This is a genomic window from Streptomyces sp. NPDC055189 (assembly GCF_053606765.1).
Genome location: NZ_JBSGSG010000012.1, coordinates 133,672 through 148,431, shown reverse-complemented (window position 1 = coordinate 148,431; position 14,760 = coordinate 133,672). Strand labels below are relative to the sequence as shown.

At 70.2% G+C, this 14,760-nt stretch carries 11 protein-coding genes; 2 read left to right on the top strand and 9 right to left on the bottom strand.

Features of this window, described 5'->3' with window-relative positions:
* Nucleotides 1-65: 65 nt before the first annotated feature.
* The 5 genes from ACWFR3_RS12185 to ACWFR3_RS12165 form a co-directional block, all read right to left on the bottom strand.
* A complete protein-coding gene (locus tag ACWFR3_RS12185) occupies nucleotides 66-3,410 on the bottom strand; it encodes a S8 family peptidase (protein ID WP_453734479.1) in 3,345 nt (1,114 codons plus the stop codon).
* A 167-nt stretch (nucleotides 3,411-3,577) separates the two neighbouring features.
* Nucleotides 3,578-4,261 carry an ABC transporter ATP-binding protein gene (locus ACWFR3_RS12180; protein ID WP_453734478.1) on the bottom strand — a complete coding sequence of 228 codons (684 nt, stop codon included), beginning with the start codon at nucleotides 4,259-4,261 and terminating at the stop codon, nucleotides 3,578-3,580.
* A gap of 91 nt (nucleotides 4,262-4,352) precedes the next feature.
* Nucleotides 4,353-5,867: an ABC transporter permease gene (locus tag ACWFR3_RS12175; RefSeq protein ID WP_453734477.1), complete on the bottom strand. Its 1,515-nt coding sequence runs from the start codon at nucleotides 5,865-5,867 to the stop codon at nucleotides 4,353-4,355.
* Nucleotides 5,868-6,031: 164 nt separating this feature from the next.
* On the bottom strand, nucleotides 6,032-7,291 hold the full coding sequence (locus ACWFR3_RS12170) for a L,D-transpeptidase (RefSeq protein WP_453734476.1): 1,260 nt from the start codon (nucleotides 7,289-7,291) through the stop codon (nucleotides 6,032-6,034).
* A 251-nt stretch (nucleotides 7,292-7,542) separates the two neighbouring features.
* A complete protein-coding gene (locus ACWFR3_RS12165) occupies nucleotides 7,543-7,902 on the bottom strand; it encodes a hypothetical protein (RefSeq protein ID WP_453734475.1) in 360 nt (119 codons plus the stop codon).
* A gap of 110 nt (nucleotides 7,903-8,012) precedes the next feature.
* Between ACWFR3_RS12165 and ACWFR3_RS12160 the strand changes: the two genes are divergently transcribed.
* Together ACWFR3_RS12160 and ACWFR3_RS12155 are read left to right on the top strand one after the other, a co-directional pair.
* Nucleotides 8,013-8,363, top strand: coding sequence for a hypothetical protein (locus ACWFR3_RS12160; RefSeq protein ID WP_453734474.1), 351 nt, complete (start codon nucleotides 8,013-8,015; stop codon nucleotides 8,361-8,363).
* Nucleotides 8,364-8,444: 81 nt separating this feature from the next.
* Nucleotides 8,445-9,221, top strand: a complete 777-nt coding sequence (locus ACWFR3_RS12155) for a PepSY domain-containing protein (RefSeq protein ID WP_453734473.1) — start codon at nucleotides 8,445-8,447, stop codon at nucleotides 9,219-9,221.
* A gap of 92 nt (nucleotides 9,222-9,313) precedes the next feature.
* Here the strand turns inward: ACWFR3_RS12155 and hutH are convergent, their stop codons facing one another.
* From hutH to ACWFR3_RS12135, 4 genes are all read right to left on the bottom strand, one after another.
* Nucleotides 9,314-10,852 (bottom strand): histidine ammonia-lyase, encoded by a 1,539-nt coding sequence (gene hutH, locus ACWFR3_RS12150; RefSeq protein WP_453734515.1) that lies wholly within the window; start codon nucleotides 10,850-10,852, stop codon nucleotides 9,314-9,316.
* Nucleotides 10,853-11,193: 341 nt separating this feature from the next.
* Entirely contained in the window at nucleotides 11,194-12,444 is a 1,251-nt protein-coding gene (locus tag ACWFR3_RS12145; RefSeq protein WP_453734472.1) for a diguanylate cyclase domain-containing protein, read from the bottom strand.
* A gap of 86 nt (nucleotides 12,445-12,530) precedes the next feature.
* The gene (locus ACWFR3_RS12140) at nucleotides 12,531-13,328 is read right to left on the bottom strand and encodes an enoyl-CoA hydratase/isomerase family protein (protein WP_453734471.1); all 798 of its coding nucleotides are present in this window, start codon (nucleotides 13,326-13,328) and stop codon (nucleotides 12,531-12,533) included.
* A 124-nt stretch (nucleotides 13,329-13,452) separates the two neighbouring features.
* Entirely contained in the window at nucleotides 13,453-14,628 is a 1,176-nt protein-coding gene (locus tag ACWFR3_RS12135) for an adenylate/guanylate cyclase domain-containing protein (RefSeq protein ID WP_453734470.1), read from the bottom strand.
* Between the last annotated feature and the right edge of the window lie 132 nt (nucleotides 14,629-14,760).

Below are 14,760 nucleotides of genomic sequence, written 5' to 3'. Positions count from 1 at the left end.
ACGTGATCGACAGCCCTTTCGGCGCCGCGCCCCTCAAAGACGGCTAACTCATCCGGCGTGGCGTTCTACTTGCCGTAGTAGGCGTTGTAGATCGACAGCGTCGACTTGTTGCCCTTCTTGTCCGTGATCTTGGCGTGGAAGGAGATTCCCTTGCCCGCGGCCGGGTTCTTGACCTTGATCTTGCCGCCGGTGACGGTGGCCTTCTTCCAGGTCTGGCCGTAGTCGTACGACACGTACGTCGTGAGCGACTTGAGGTTCGAGCCGGCCGCGGCGCCCAGCACCGTCACCGGCACGGACTGCGTCTCGCCCGCCTTGGCCTTGCTGCCCGGGTCGGTCGCCGCGGCGAACCGCGCCGTGGAGACCGGCAGCTTCGCGTTGTCGGCCTTCTTGGAGCGGAACGTCCAGCTCGCGTCGATGCGCGTGGAGGCGGCCGCCACCTTGACGCTGCGCTTCACGGACGTCGTCAGCTTGTACTCGGCGTCGGCCGACGGGACCTTGAACGTGGCTCCGCCGAGCAGCGGGTCCTTGTTCTCGCCGATCTTGGTGGCGCCCTTGTAGAGGGTCGTCTTCACGTCGGAGAAGACCGAGGAGCCCGCGTGCGTCTTGCCGTCGGCGAACAGCGGCAGATAGCCGCCGATCTCGTTGCCCTGCCGGGTCACGCCGTACTGGCCGCCGATGCGGGGACCGAAGACGGCCGTGTTGAACGTCTTCTCGTAGCTCTTGCCCCCGGTGAACTTCTGCGCCGCGCCCAGCGTGTAGACCGCGTCGACGATCGGCCAGCCGTCCTGGTCGACCCCGGCGTGCTGCTCGAAGTCCAGGCCCCACTTCACGCTGTCGGCCGTGGACAGGTACAGCGTCCGGGTGCCGGGCAGCGCCTGCGGAATGTTGATCGAGGACCCGCTCGTGCTGCCGGGGAGGTAACCCAGGGCGCCGATCGTGCCCTTCTTGCCCTTGGCCGCCGCACCCATGTCGACCTTCACCGTGGCGAGGTCGGACGCCTTGTAGTGCTTGGTGTAGCCGGTCGCGACCTGCTTGACCTTGCCGCCGGCCACGGTGTTGTACTCGGCGTCGTCACCCTTGAGCCAGTGGCCGTCCCACTGCTGGCGCAGCGAGCCATCGGTGACCTGCGGGCCCAGGTGAGCGGTACGGAAGTTGGTGTATCCGCCGTCGAGCCACCAGCCGAAGGAGTAGCTGCCGCGGTCGACTTCGACCGTCCAGTCCGGGTAACCGAAGTACGGCTTGGCGTCCGCCGACGGCACGGTGATGTCGACCGGCTTGGTCGTACGGGCGTCCAGCGTCACCGTCGTGTCCTTGGTGATGCTCAGCTTCGGCTGGGAGAGCCAGTCGGCGCCCTTGGTGAAGTCCCGCGGGTCGGCGTACATGCTGGTATTCAGCAGGTAACCGCCCTTGGGGACACGGATCTTGACCGTGCCGGAGGCATCGTACGGGTCGAAGGACTTCTCGGTGGCGAGCCCCGAGATGCCCTCCAGGTCGCTGTCGTAGTACTTCGGGGCCTGTCCGTCGCGCCCGATGTGCTTCAGCGTCAGCTCGTACGACTCGACCTCGCGCTCGACCGCGGCCGCCGTGCGCACGGACTGCCCGCCGCCGGTCGCCACGACATACGCGGAGTACGTGCCGTCGACCGTGCCGCCGAGCTTGGTGTCGGTGGTCAGGTCGACCGCAGCGGTACCGCCCGCGGGGACCTTCACCGTCTTCGCGCCCAGCTTGAAGAAGCCCGCGGGTGCCGCGGCGCCCTTGGGGTTGGTGCCCGTGACCGCGAGGTCGAGGGTGACGTCCTCCTTGCCGAGGTTCTTGTACGTCACCTTCTTCGCGACCGGCTTGTCGTCGGTGTGCGGCCACGCCTGCGGCTCGAAGGAGAGCGACACCGGCTCGGCGACGACCGACTGCTTGATGGCCTTGTCGACGGCGATGCGACCCGAACCCTGCTCGAACGGCGTGTACTTGCCGCCCTTCGTGGACGCGGTCAGCGCGCCCTTGAGCTCGGCGTACTTCCAGTCCGGGTGCTGCTGCTTGAGCAGCGCGGCCGCGCCCGCCACGTGCGGGGTGGCCATGGACGTACCGGAGATCGTCAGATAGCCCTCGGGCTTCTGGCCGACCTCCTGGTCGATGACGCTGCCGGGGGCGGCGGCCGCCGTGATGTCCACGCCGGGGGCGGTGACGTCGGGCTTGATGGCGCCGTCGCCGACGCGCGGGCCCTGGCTGGAGAACTCGGCGAGCTTGTCGTTGTCGTCGACCGCGCCGACGGTCAGAGCCGCGTCCGCGCTGCCCGGGGAGCCCACGCTGCCGGGCATTCCGTCGTTGCCGGCCGCGATCGCGAAGAGGATTCCCTTCTCCGCGGAGAGCTTGTTGACCTGCGCTTCGAGCGGGTCGACACCGGGGGTGTCGGTGCCGCCGAGGCTCAGGTTGACGATGTCGGCGCCCTGCTCGGCCGCCCAGTCCATGCCCGCGATGATCCCGGAGTCGTCACCGGAGCCGGTGTCGTCGAGGACCTTGCCGTTCAGGAGCTTGGCGCCGGGCGCCACGCCCTTGAGCTTGCCGCCCGACTTCGCGCCGGTGCCCGCCGTGATGGAGGCGACGTGCGTGCCGTGGCCGTAGTGGTCCGTGGCGTCCGCCGCGGGCGTGAAGTTCTTCGCGCCGACGACCTGGTCCTTCAGGTCGGCGTGCGTGGCGTCGACGCCCGTGTCCAGGACGGCGACCTTGACGCCCTTGCCGTCGAAGCCGGCCGCCCACGCCTTGTCTGCGCCGATCTGCGGCACGCTCTTGTCGAGGCGGGCCTTGCGGACCCCGTCAAGCCAGACGCGGCTGACGCCGGACGCGGTGGCGCCGCCCTTGTCCGCGACGAGCGCGGACCACAGGTCGGTGGCGTCCTGCTTCGGGGTGGTGATGGCCTCGGCGTTCAGGGACTTCAGGGTCCTGCGGACCGTGGTGTCGCCCGCGCCACGCACATCGGACCTGGCCCCGGCTGCCGAGCCCTTGTAGCCGACGATCAGCTTCAGGCCCTTCTGCTGGGCCTTGCGGTTGTCCTTCTTGCTGAGCTCGGTGACGTCGAACAGACGCTGATCGAGCTTGCCGGCGGCTATCAGCCGCTGCGCGTCGGCCGGTATCGCGAGCGTGTGACCGCCGACGCGCTTGGTCAGTACGGGTATCCGCTCCCGCCCCTTCGCCCGCTCGAAGCCGGTGACGCGCCCCTTGGAGTCGACGGTGACGCGGTCTCCGGTGATGAGGGTGATGCGGTGCGCGGTCTGTCCGGCGCTCTTGAGGCCCGCCGGCTGCGCGGCTGCCGCCTGTGCGTCGGGCGACTGCTTCGCCGCCGACGCCGGGCTGGTCATGCCCGCGGCAAGGGCCACGGCCGCCGCTGTGGCGATCGTGGCCCCATAGGCTCTCTTCACTTTTTGGCGCAAGTCTCCCCCTGGAGGTCAAAGGGGCTCCCGCCCCTGGACGAGGAAGTATTGCTCAGAGTCGAACATCTGCTCAATAGTGCGCCAGAAGTGACGAGTTGGTTGTTCAGTTGTTCACGTGAACCCGCTCCGTGGCTACTGCGCGGCCCGCTCCATTGCTATTGCGCGGCCCGCTCCGTGACCTTGATCTGCCCGCGCTTGATCGTCGCCAGGCGCGGGGCCTTCCGGGCGATCGCGCTGTCGTGCGTGACCATCACGAAGGTGAGGCCGTGCTCCTTCCAGAGCCCTTCGAGCAGCTCCATGATCTCGTCGCGCATGGACTCGTCGAGGTTGCCGGTCGGTTCGTCAGCGAGCAGTACCTTCGGCCGCTTGACCAGGGCGCGGGCGATGGCGACGCGCTGCTGCTGGCCGCCGGAGAGTTCGGCGGGCAGGTGGCTGCGGCGTTCGCCGAGGCCCACGGATGCGAGGGCGTCGGCGGCGCGTTCGCGGCGGTCCGCGGCGCGCATGCCGAGGGGGACGAGCGCCGTCTCGACGTTCTCCTGGGCGCTGAGCGTCGGGATCAGGTTGAAGGACTGGAAGACGAAGCCGATCGACTCGGCGCGGACCTTGGTGAGGCGCGCTTCGGGCAGCGCGGCCAGGTCGACGCCGTCGAGTTCGACGCTGCCGGACGTCGGCCGGTCGAGCCCGCCGAGCATCTGCAGGAGCGTGGACTTGCCGCCGCCCGTCGGACCCTGGATGACGAGCCGGTCACCGTCTCCGATGGCCAGGTCGACTCCGGCGAGCGCGTCGACGCTCTCCTTGCCCCTGCGGTACTGCTTCGTGACGCCTTTGAGCTGATACATGGTGTGACTCCTGCGATACGTAAGGGGGTTGGCGGCGCGAGCGGCGGTCGCGGGGACCGCCAGCCCGGCGCGCGGCGGTCGCTGCGGCCGCCTACTCGACGCGGCGCAGGGCGTCCGCGGGCCGCAGCCGCGAGGCACGCCAGCCGCCGAAGGCGCCCGCGATGAGGCCACCGGCCACGGCGAGGCCGACGGCGAGCGCGATGGTGGTGGCGCTGACCGGCGCGGTCAGCGAGATGTCCAGGGCCTTCGACGCGGACTCGCGCAGGGCGCCGCCAGGGCCGCCACCGCCGGGCCCGCCGCCCATGCCGCCGCCGCCCATGCCGCCGCCCGCCTGTCCGCCGGCCGAGCCGAGTTCCGCCGTGAGGGTGGGGCTGATCGCCGTCACCGCGTACGCACCGCCGAGGCCGACGGCGATGCCGAGCACTCCGCCGACCAGGCCGTTGACGACCGCCTCACCGATGACCTGCCGGGTCACCCGGCCGCTCTTCCAGCCGAGCGCCTTCAGGGTGCCGAACTCCCTCACGCGACGGCTGACCGCCGACGAGGTAAGCAGGCCCGCGACGAGGAAGGCCGCGACGAGCACGGCCATGGAGAGCCACTTGCCGACGCTGGTCGCGAGGTCGGAGGCGGTGGAGAGCGAGCCCGAGACGGTGTCCGCGAGGTCGGTCGACGTGGTCACGGTCGTGCCGGAGACGTTCTTCTGGATGGCGCTCTTGACCGCGTCGATCTGCTGCGAGTCCGCCGCCTTGACGTACACCGTCGTGATCTTGTTCTTCGAGTCGGCGAGGGTCTGCGCACGCTTCAGCGGCAGGTAGAGGTTGGCCGCCGCGTCCCCGCTGTCGGGCGTCGCGATGCCGACGACCTTGATCTTGGTGCCGGAGATCGTGACGGTGTCACCGACGGCGAGCTTCTTCTCCTTGGCGTACGAGGCATCGGCGACGGCCACCTTGGCGTCGGCCTCCGACCCCGTGAACGTACGGCCCTTGCTGATCTTCGAGGAGGTCAGCGGGCCCAGATCGAGCTTGCTGACATCGGTCCCGTAGACGCTGTAGGAGTCGACGTCGAAATCGGCGCCGCCGCCGCGCACCTGCCCCTCCTGCTGATCACTGCCGCCACCCCCGCCGCCGGGCCGCTCACCCTTGCCGGTGGAGCCGGGCGCCTGCTCGAACTGCCCCCGCTCGAACTGCCCGTTGACCTTCATGACCTGCAGGCTCAGCCCGCCGACGGCGTCCGCGACACCGCTCTGGTCACCGACCTTGGTCACCGTGGACGTGGACAGCGTCTGGAAGCCCTGCACCATGACGCGGTCGCTGCTCTGCTCCTTGCCGTCCTCGTCGTCGGCATCCTTGGCGTCGAACTTGAAGCGCGGGCGCCCCTCCGTCTGACCGCTGCCGCCCTCCTTGGCCGGGGTGGCCGCCTTGGTGACGGTCATGTCGGTGCCGAGCCCGTACAGCGACTGGAGGACCTTGCCCTGTGCCTGCTCCATGCCGGACGACACGGAGTTGACGACGATGACAAGCGCGATGCCGAGCGCGAGACCGGAGGCCACGACGAGGGCCGCTTTTCTGCGGCGGCGCAACTCGCGCCTCAGGTAGGTGAAGAACATGTGCGTGAAGCTAAGTACGCACCGTGATGAACGGATAAGGGCGGCATAAGAGAACGATGAGAAGCAATGAGGGGCGATGAGAAGCCCGAACGGCAGCGGCCCGCAACCCTGGTGGGGGTTGCGGGCCGCTGCCGTTCAGTTGCGCGGGAAGTCCTTCGGTCGGCTCAGACCGCCGAACCGGCCTGCCACTGCGCCCAGTCCATGACCCAGCCGTTGAAGCCGTTGTCCGGCTGGACCGTCTTGTCGCCGGTGTTCCGGACGTCCACGACGTCACCGATCATCGAGTTGTCGTAGAACCAGGCACCCGGAGTGCTCTTGTCACCGGCACCCTTGGCGTCCTGGAGGCCGACACAGCCGTGACTGGTGTTGGCGCCGCCGAAGATCGACTTGGCGCCCCAGTAGTTGCCGTGGATGAACGTGCCCGACTGGGACAGGCGCATGGCGTGCGGCACGTCCTTGATGTCGTACTCACCCTTGCCGTCGCCGTCGGTGAAGCCGACCGTGGCGCCGTCCATCCGGGTCTCCTTGAACTTCTCGGAGATCACCATCTGGCCTTCGTACGTCTTGTTCTCCGGGGAGCCCGCGGAGATCGGGATGGTCTTGATGACCTTGTCGTCCCGCATGACCTTCATCGTCTTCGTCTTGGCGTCGACGACGGAGACCTGGTTACGCCCGATCTTGAACTGGACCGTCTTCTGCTGAACGCCGGTGACGCCGTCCGCGCCCTCCACGCCGTCGAGGGACAGCTTCAGGGTGACGGTGGAGTTGCCCTTCCAGTAGTCCTCGGGGCGGAAGTCGATGCGGTTGTTGCCGAACCAGTGGCCGACGACCTCCTGGCCGCTGCTCGACGACACCTTGATGTTGGACTGAACGTCCTTCTTGTTCGTGATCGCCTTGTCGAAGTTGATCGACACCGGCATGCCCACGCCGACCGTGGAGCCGTCCTCGGGCGTGAAGTTCCCGATGAAGCTGTTCTTCGGGGAGACCGTCGTGAACTTCGAGTTCTCGTGGGCCTTGCGGCCCTCTGAGTCCACGGCCGTAGCGGTGATCTTGTACGTCTTGGCGCGGTCGAGCTGGGCGCTGGGCTTCCAGCTCTTCTTGTCGGCCGCTATCTGCCCCTCGACCGCGGTGCCGTCGTCGGTCGTCATGGTGACGTCCGTCAGAGAGCCCTTACTGACCTTGACCTTGGCCGCGTTGTTGATGCCCGCGTTGTCGGAGCCGTCCTTGGGCGCGATCTTGATATCGGCCTCGGAGGTCTTCTTGGCGGCTGCTTCGTCGACCTGGTTCTGGGACTCCTTGCCGCCGGCGCTGCTCTTGTCGCCGTCGTCGCTGCTACAGGCCGAGAGCACAAGGACGCCGCCGACCAGGGCGGACACGGCCGCAAGGCCCTTGCGCCGTCCGCGCCGCCGCCTACTGTCCGTCATCACACGCTTTCCCATCGTTGCTGAAATCCCCAACACGCCAAGAACGCCGGGAGTCCCCGTAATCCCGTACAACGTCCTGCCCGGTTCGTCCCGTTCCACTACCGCGGAAGATGTGGGGAACACCACGTCGTGCGATGCGCCGGTGACAGCCGTGCACCTCTGAGACGACGGAACCCCGGGCGGCGGTTGCCGTCCGGGGCTACGGGTTCCGTTTTTTCCGTCCGGTAGACGTATCAATTTCCGTCTACCGGCTAGAGCCCCCGGCCGCCGGTGCCGTCCCCATCCTCAACCTCGTCGTCCTCATCATCCTCGTCCCCCTCCCAGTCCGGTGAATCGGGGTCGTAGTCGATCTGCTCGCTGCTCCAGGAAGCCTGCGAGAGTTCCACCCCCGGCACCTGGCTGACCAGGTCGAACGGATCCACCAAATAGGCGAGCGCCTCGGCGTCGTCCTCCTTGACGGCCGTCTCGGCGTGCTGCCGCTCCTCGGCGGGCATGTGCTCGTCCTCCGCGATGCGGCGCAGGGCCGACGCCGACAGTTCGCCGGAGCCGTCGACCTCCACCACCAATTCGACGCGGAGCCGTACAAAGCGTGATGTCTCAGGTGTGCTCATGGGTCGGAGCGTACGACCCGGGGCCCCCGCGACTTTCCCGCGACCCGCGCCTTTCATTACCATCGCCCCACACGGCCAATTCGCCAGCGCCACAAGGGGGATCCGATTCCGTGTCCGCACGTCGATCGCTGTTGACCGCCACTGCCGCGGGGGCCCTTCTCGGCGCCCTGTGGTTCGTTCCCTCCGCGAACGCGACGGCGACGTTCAGACCACCACAGGCACCCGCACAGGCCCCCGACGCCCAGCAGGCCGTCCACACCGAGCAGCGCCGCGCGACGCTGCCCTCGGACGACACCGCCGACACCGCCGACAGCGCGGCGCCCGCGCAGAACCGCCTGGCGGACACGGGCGCCGGTGTCGACACGACGCCGTACCTCATCGGCGGGACGGCGTTCCTGGGCCTCGGAGCTGGGTTCGTCGCGTATTCGGTACGCCGGGAACGTCAGGGCCCGGCGTACTGAGCCGTCGAACGGGTGCCCCTGGCGGGTGACCCCGGCGCGTCCGCAACATGGTCGGGCGGCCGGGCGGCTAGGCATTGCGTCATGAGACTCGAATCCCGGCACAGCAGGAGCGGCGCCCCGCGCGCCCGCCATCTCCGTCTCGTCGGCGCCGTGTGCGCCGTCGTGGCCTCCGCGGCACTGGTGACAGGCTGCGGCGATGACAGCGGCAAGGCGTCGTCCGCGGCGACCTCGGAAGCGGCGAAGACCGTTCCGGAGGGGGAGGCCACCCCGTCCCCCTCGGGCAGCATGTCGCTCACGCAGGACCAGACGGAGCGCAAGGCTCTGCTCGGCGACACCAAGGTCACTTACGACAAGGCCGCCGCCACGGCGGTGGACAAGGTCTCGGGCGGCAAGCTCACCGACCTGGACCTCAAGAGCGCGAACGACGTCAAGGACGACGCCGACGATGACGACGACGCCATGAGCGCGAGTCCGAGTCCGAGTCCGAGTGCCAGCAGCGGCTCCGACGGCCCGCAGTGGGTCGCGAAGGTGACCGAGAAGGACGGGACCTCGCACACCGTCCACATCGACGCCGTCTCGGGCAAGGTGCTCAGCTCCGCGCCCGAGGGCGACCGGGACGCCGGCGACAAGAAGGAGACGGCCGACTGGCTCTCCCGCGTCAAGCAGACGCCGGAGCAGGCGGCCAAGACCGCCACGGACAAGACGAAGGGCACGGTCACCTCCGTCGGCCTCGACGACAACGACAGCGGCGACCTCGTCTGGTCCGTCGACGTCGTATCCAAGGACTGGAACAAGACCGACTTCGAGGTCGACGCGGTCAAGGGCGGCATCACCCACGAGCACGTGGACCGCGACTGACGTTCCGTCACCACGTAGACGCGGATACGGATACGGAAAGGGGGCGCCGTCACCAGGTGACGGCGCCCCCTTCGTCGTACGACGCGGTGTGGCTAGGCCAGCGGACCCGTAACCGGCTCGACCGCGTCGAGCAGCGCGCCGGAGCGGACGAACTCGTCCGCCGCCGCCAGGTCCGGGGCGAGGAAACGATCCGGCCCGGGGCCCTGGACGCCCGCCTTGCGGACGGCCTCGATGACCGCCTGCGTGGCCGGGGCCGGGGTGAGGCCCTCGCGGAGTTCGACCGCGCGCGTCGCCGCGTACAGCTCGATCGCGACGATGCGGGTGAGGTTGTCGACCGAGGTACGCAGCTTGCGGGCCGCGGACCAGCCCATCGAGACGTGGTCCTCCTGCATCGCGGAGGACGGGATCGAGTCGGCGGACGCCGGCACCGCGAGCCGCTTCATCTCGCTCACGAGGGCCGCCTGCGTGTACTGGGCGATCATCAGGCCCGAGTCCACGCCCGCGTCGTCCGCGAGGAAGGGCGGAAGGCCGTGCGAACGGTTCTTGTCGAGCAGCCGGTCCGTGCGGCGCTCGGAGATCGAGCCGAGGTCCGCGGCGGCGATCGCGAGGAAGTCCAGGACGTAGGCGACCGGGGCTCCGTGGAAGTTGCCGTTGGACTCGACGCGGCCGTCGGGCAGGACGACGGGGTTGTCGACGGCGGCGGCGAGCTCGCGCTCGGCGACGAGGCGCGCGTGCGCCATCGTGTCGCGCCCGGCGCCCGCGACCTGCGGTGCGCACCGCACCGAGTAGGCGTCCTGGACGCGCGGCGCGTCGTCCTGGTGGTGGCCGGTGAGGCCCGACCCCTTGAGTACCGCGAGCATGTTGGCGGCGGACGCCCCCTGGCCCGGGTGCGGGCGGATGGCGTGCAGCTCGGGGGCGAGGACCTTGGCGGTGCCGAGGAGCGCCTCCAGGGTGAGGGCGGCGGTGATGTCGGCGGACTTGTAGAGGGCGTCGAGGTCGGCGAGGGCCATGACCAGCATGCCGAGCATGCCGTCGGTGCCGTTCAGGAGGGCGAGGCCCTCCTTCTCGCGCAGCTCGACGGGGGTGATGCCGTGCGCGGCGAGCAGCTCGCCGGCCGGCTTCAGCTCTCCGTCCGGGCCTTCCGCGTCGCCCTCGCCCATGAGCGTGAGGGCGCAGTGGCTGAGCGGCGCGAGGTCTCCGGAGCAGCCGAGCGAGCCGTACTCGTGGACGACGGGCGTGATGCCCGCGTTGAGCACGTCGGCCATGGTCTGCGCGACCTCGGGGCGTACGCCGGTCCGGCCGGAGCAGACCGTCTTCAGCCGCAGGAACATCAGCGCGCGGACCACCTCGCGCTCCACGCGCGGGCCCATCCCCGCCGCGTGCGAGCGGACGATGTTGCGCTGCAGCTGGGCGCGCAGGTCCGGGCCGATGTGCCGGGTGGCGAGGGCGCCGAAGCCGGTCGATACGCCGTAGACGGGCTCGGGCTTGGCCGCGAGGGCGTCGACGATCTCGCGCGACGCGGCGAGGGCGGTCACGGCTTCCGCCGAAAGCTCGATGCGGGCGTTGCCGCGCGCGACGGCGACGACGTCCGCCGCGGTTGTCCCGGACGTCCCCAGGACCACGGTGTGCATATCCATATTCAGCAGCGTACGGACTGAATCGCCAAGTGTCACGGTCGAATACGAGCTGAGCCACTTACCCGGCGGTACGTCACAGGCACCCCGACAACACTCACCACCGACGCCGGGACACGCCACGCCCACTCAAGAGACCCGAACTCACACCCCCCGGGCCCCCAAAAGCCGAGAAAGCCACAGCCCCCGGGAGACGACACCTCACGCGACCCGCGGGCCCTCGCCCGCTTCCCTGAAGCCGAGGGAGGCGAGGGGCGCGGAGGAGCGGAAGCCGCGCTCGCCGCCCCGGGCACTCCCACCCGCATCCGCGAAAGCGGCGCCCCCCAGGAGACGACACCTCACGCCGACCCCCGAGACCCCCGCTCGCTCTCCCCGGCACCCCGAGACCCCCGCTCCCCCTCCCCAGCGCCGAAGGACCCCCGCTCGCCGCCACCCCGTGGCCCCGGCCCCCGCCCCCGGAAGCGGCGTCTCTCGCCCGACGGGCGGGAGGGCTCCGAGTTCGCGAGGCGTACCACCGGGTCGTCCGCGCCCTCGCGGCCCGCGACCACCGGCTTCACCGCGCGTGCCGCCTTCGCGCGGTACTGGGCCGCGTCCGCGAGGCGGAACAGGCGGCGGGCCGAGTGGACCTCGCCGATCGGGTCCTCCGTAGAAGCGACCCCGCACGCGACTCCGTCCCCCAGTTCCAACTCGGACGCCCGTACGCAGAGTTCGTCGGCGACCCGCACCACCTCGTCGGCCGAAGGACCCACCGAGAGCAGGCAGAACTCGTCCCCGCCGAGCCGCGCGGCGAGCGTCCCCGGCAGCATCGCCCCGCAGAGGGAGAGCACGGAACCGAAGCGTTCGAGAAGACGGTCGCCGACCGCGTGGCCCCGGGTGTCGTTGACCCGCTTGAGGCCGTTCACATCGCACACGACCAGGCTCACCACCGCCCCGTCCCTACGGTGCCGCTCCACCGCCTCCTCGAGGCGCAGATCCACCGCCCGCCGGTTGGCGAGGCCCGTCAGCGAGTCGGTGAAGGCGAGTCGGCGGGCCTCCTCAAGGCGCTCGGTCTGCGCGATGCCCGCCGCGACCACCGAAGCGAGCACCGTCGCGAAGTCCGCGTCCTTGCGGCCGAAGACCGGCGCCCCCACCGGACGCGCCACATAGAGCTCGCCCCACGCCCGCCCGTGCAGCACGATCGGCGCGACCACGCAGCACCCGCGGCCCCGCCTGCGCAGGGCGGCGACGCGCTGGTGGCAGTAGCCCGGAGCGGAGGCCTCCGCGGGCCCCGCCGCCGTCTCGACCCAGGCGTGCGGCTCGCCGCCGCCCGCCCAGCGCTCGTGCAGGAACTCGGTGATCTCGGGGAACTCGTTCACCGGATACGCCTCGCGCTCCGGGAACTCTTCCTCCCCATCGGCCCGTTCGCCCACGTTCACGAGCACCCTCAGCCGCCCGAGGTCCCGCTCCCAGACGGACAGGGCGGCGAAACTCCCGGACAGCGCACGGCACGCGCCGCGAGCAGCCGCCCGCCAGGACTCACGCGGAGTGTGCGCGGCAGCCATGCCCTGCGCCAGCACGACCACGGCCCGCAGCCGAACGTCCTCTCCCATCTCCCTAGGCTAGGAGATTTACGACATTTTGGACGTTTGGAACATCACTCAGCGTGTGGACACACCCCGCGGCTCAGCCCTCCGGCTCACTCTCCGGGCCACTTGGGCTTCCGCTTCTCGTTGAACGCCGCGACACCCTCCGCCCGGTCACCGGAGAAGGCCACCGAGCGCCAGGCCGCGTCCTCGACCTCAAGACCGGCACGCAGATCGAGCCCGTGACCGAGGCGCAGTGCACGCTTGGCGGCGCGCAGCCCGACGGGCGAGTTGGCGGCGATCCGCCCGGCGAGCGCGAGCGCTTCCGTACGGTCCTCGCCCTCGGTAACCAGCAGATCGACGAGCCCCAACTCCCGCGCCTCGGCCGCCTCCACGCGCCGCGCGGTGAAGATCAGCTCGGCGGCCCGCGCCGCACCCACCCGGCGCGGAAGCAGCTGCGTACCGCCACCGCCCGGAATCACGCCGACCGACACCTCGGGGAGCCCGACCACGGCGGTCGGGTCGGCGACGACCAGATCGCAGGCCAGCGCGAGCTCGAACCCGCCGCCGAGCGCGAAACCGTGCACGGCGGCGACGGTCGGCATGGGCAGTTCCAGTACGCCGGTGTAGGCGGCGCGCGCCGTGGGCCGCTGGCGCACCAACTCCGCGTCGGAGAAGGAATTGCGCTCCTTCAGGTCGGCGCCGACGCAGAAGGCCCGCCCGTGGGTGGAGGTCACGACCACGACGCGGGCGTCACGGTCCTCCGCGAGCGCGGCGCAGGCGGAGCCGATGGAGCGGGCCATGTCCGTGGACACGGCGTTCATGGCCCCCGGCCGGTCGAGGACGAGCTCGGCGACGTAGTCGTGCCGCCGGACGCTGACGAATTCCCCGAACCGCTGCTCGCCACCCATGACTTCCTCCACGTCTGGTTAACGCCCGTTACCGGGCCACCCTGCGGATCATGCCACCGCTGCGGGGCAAACGGGTGGGCGCGCGGGAAACTCCGCCGCGAGACGGCGGTCCGGAGAAAGAAACTCAGCCCCGCCGGGCAAGCAGCCAGGGCTCCACGACGCCGAGCCCTCGCACGGGTCGCTGCCACATCGGCTGCAGCGCAAAGCGGTAGGAGGGCGCCTCGGAGCCCTCCTTCTCGGCCAGCTCCGCGGCCTGTGCCGCCTCGGTCTCGGAGGCCGGCGCCTCCCCCGTACGCGTCAGCTCCTCGGCGAGCGCGCCGTCCACCAGGACGGCGTCACGAGGCGCTATCGACGTGAGGCGGCTCGCGAGATTCACCGTCGTACCGAATACGTCGCCCATCCGCGTCGTGACCGTGCCGAAGGCGATGCCCACGCGCAGCTCGGGCATCGTCTCGTCGTTGGCCATGGTCTCGATGAGCCGCAGGGCGATCTCCGCGGCCACGCCCGCGTTCTCGGCGGCGTACAGGACTTCGTCGCCCAGCGTCTTGATGAGGCGTCCGCCGTGCGCGGCGACAAGGTCGGCGGCGGTGGTCTCGAAGGCCTCGACGAGCTCGCCGAGCTCCTCTTCCTCCATGCGCCGGGTGAGCCGCGTGAAGCCGACGAGGTCGGCGAAGCCGACGGCGAGCCGCCGGTCGACCATTTCCTCGTCGTCCGCGGCCTGCACGACACGTCCGGTGGCGGCGGCGAGCTGGCGCCGCCACACATAGACGAGGAACTCCTCCAGCTCGGGCAGCAGCAGCTCTATCAGCGGATACGTGACCTCGGTCCGCGTCATGCCCGGCTCGGGCGGCTCCGTCAGACCCTCCAGGAAGGAGTCGATCTGCCATTCGGCCAGGCGGGCGGTGGTCTGCCCGGTCGACCGCGCCACCTGCACGGCCATCGCCTCGCTGAGCAGGCCCGCCTCCACGAGACCGGCGAGGCGGCGCAGGGCCAGGACGTCCGCCTCGGTCAGGGCCTTGGCCTGGCCGATGTCGGGAAAGCCCATGGCCCGCCAGAAGCGGGAGGCCAGCTCCATGGATACGCCGGCGCTGCGGGCCGCCTGGAACGGGGTGTAGCGGCGGTCCGCGCCGAGGATCAGCCCTTCGAGGCGCAGGGCGAGGGGGTCCTTCTCGGAATCCCCCGGCTTTTCGTCCCCGGAGTCCATGGAATCGAACGCGTCGACGGACCCGGTGGTACGCCCGGGCTCACCGTCTGGGCCGGGGGATGCACCCGCTCCGGAGCCGGTGTCGTCGACGGTCACTCCTGCTGCCCTTCCGATCTGCCGCGGTCAGGTATCGACCGGCGCCAACTTTACGGCAGGTGTGCCGCAGCTCACGCCTTACCTGGCGGGGCGCCTTGGACTGTGGGTCCCCTGTGGCCGCGCTGACGAACA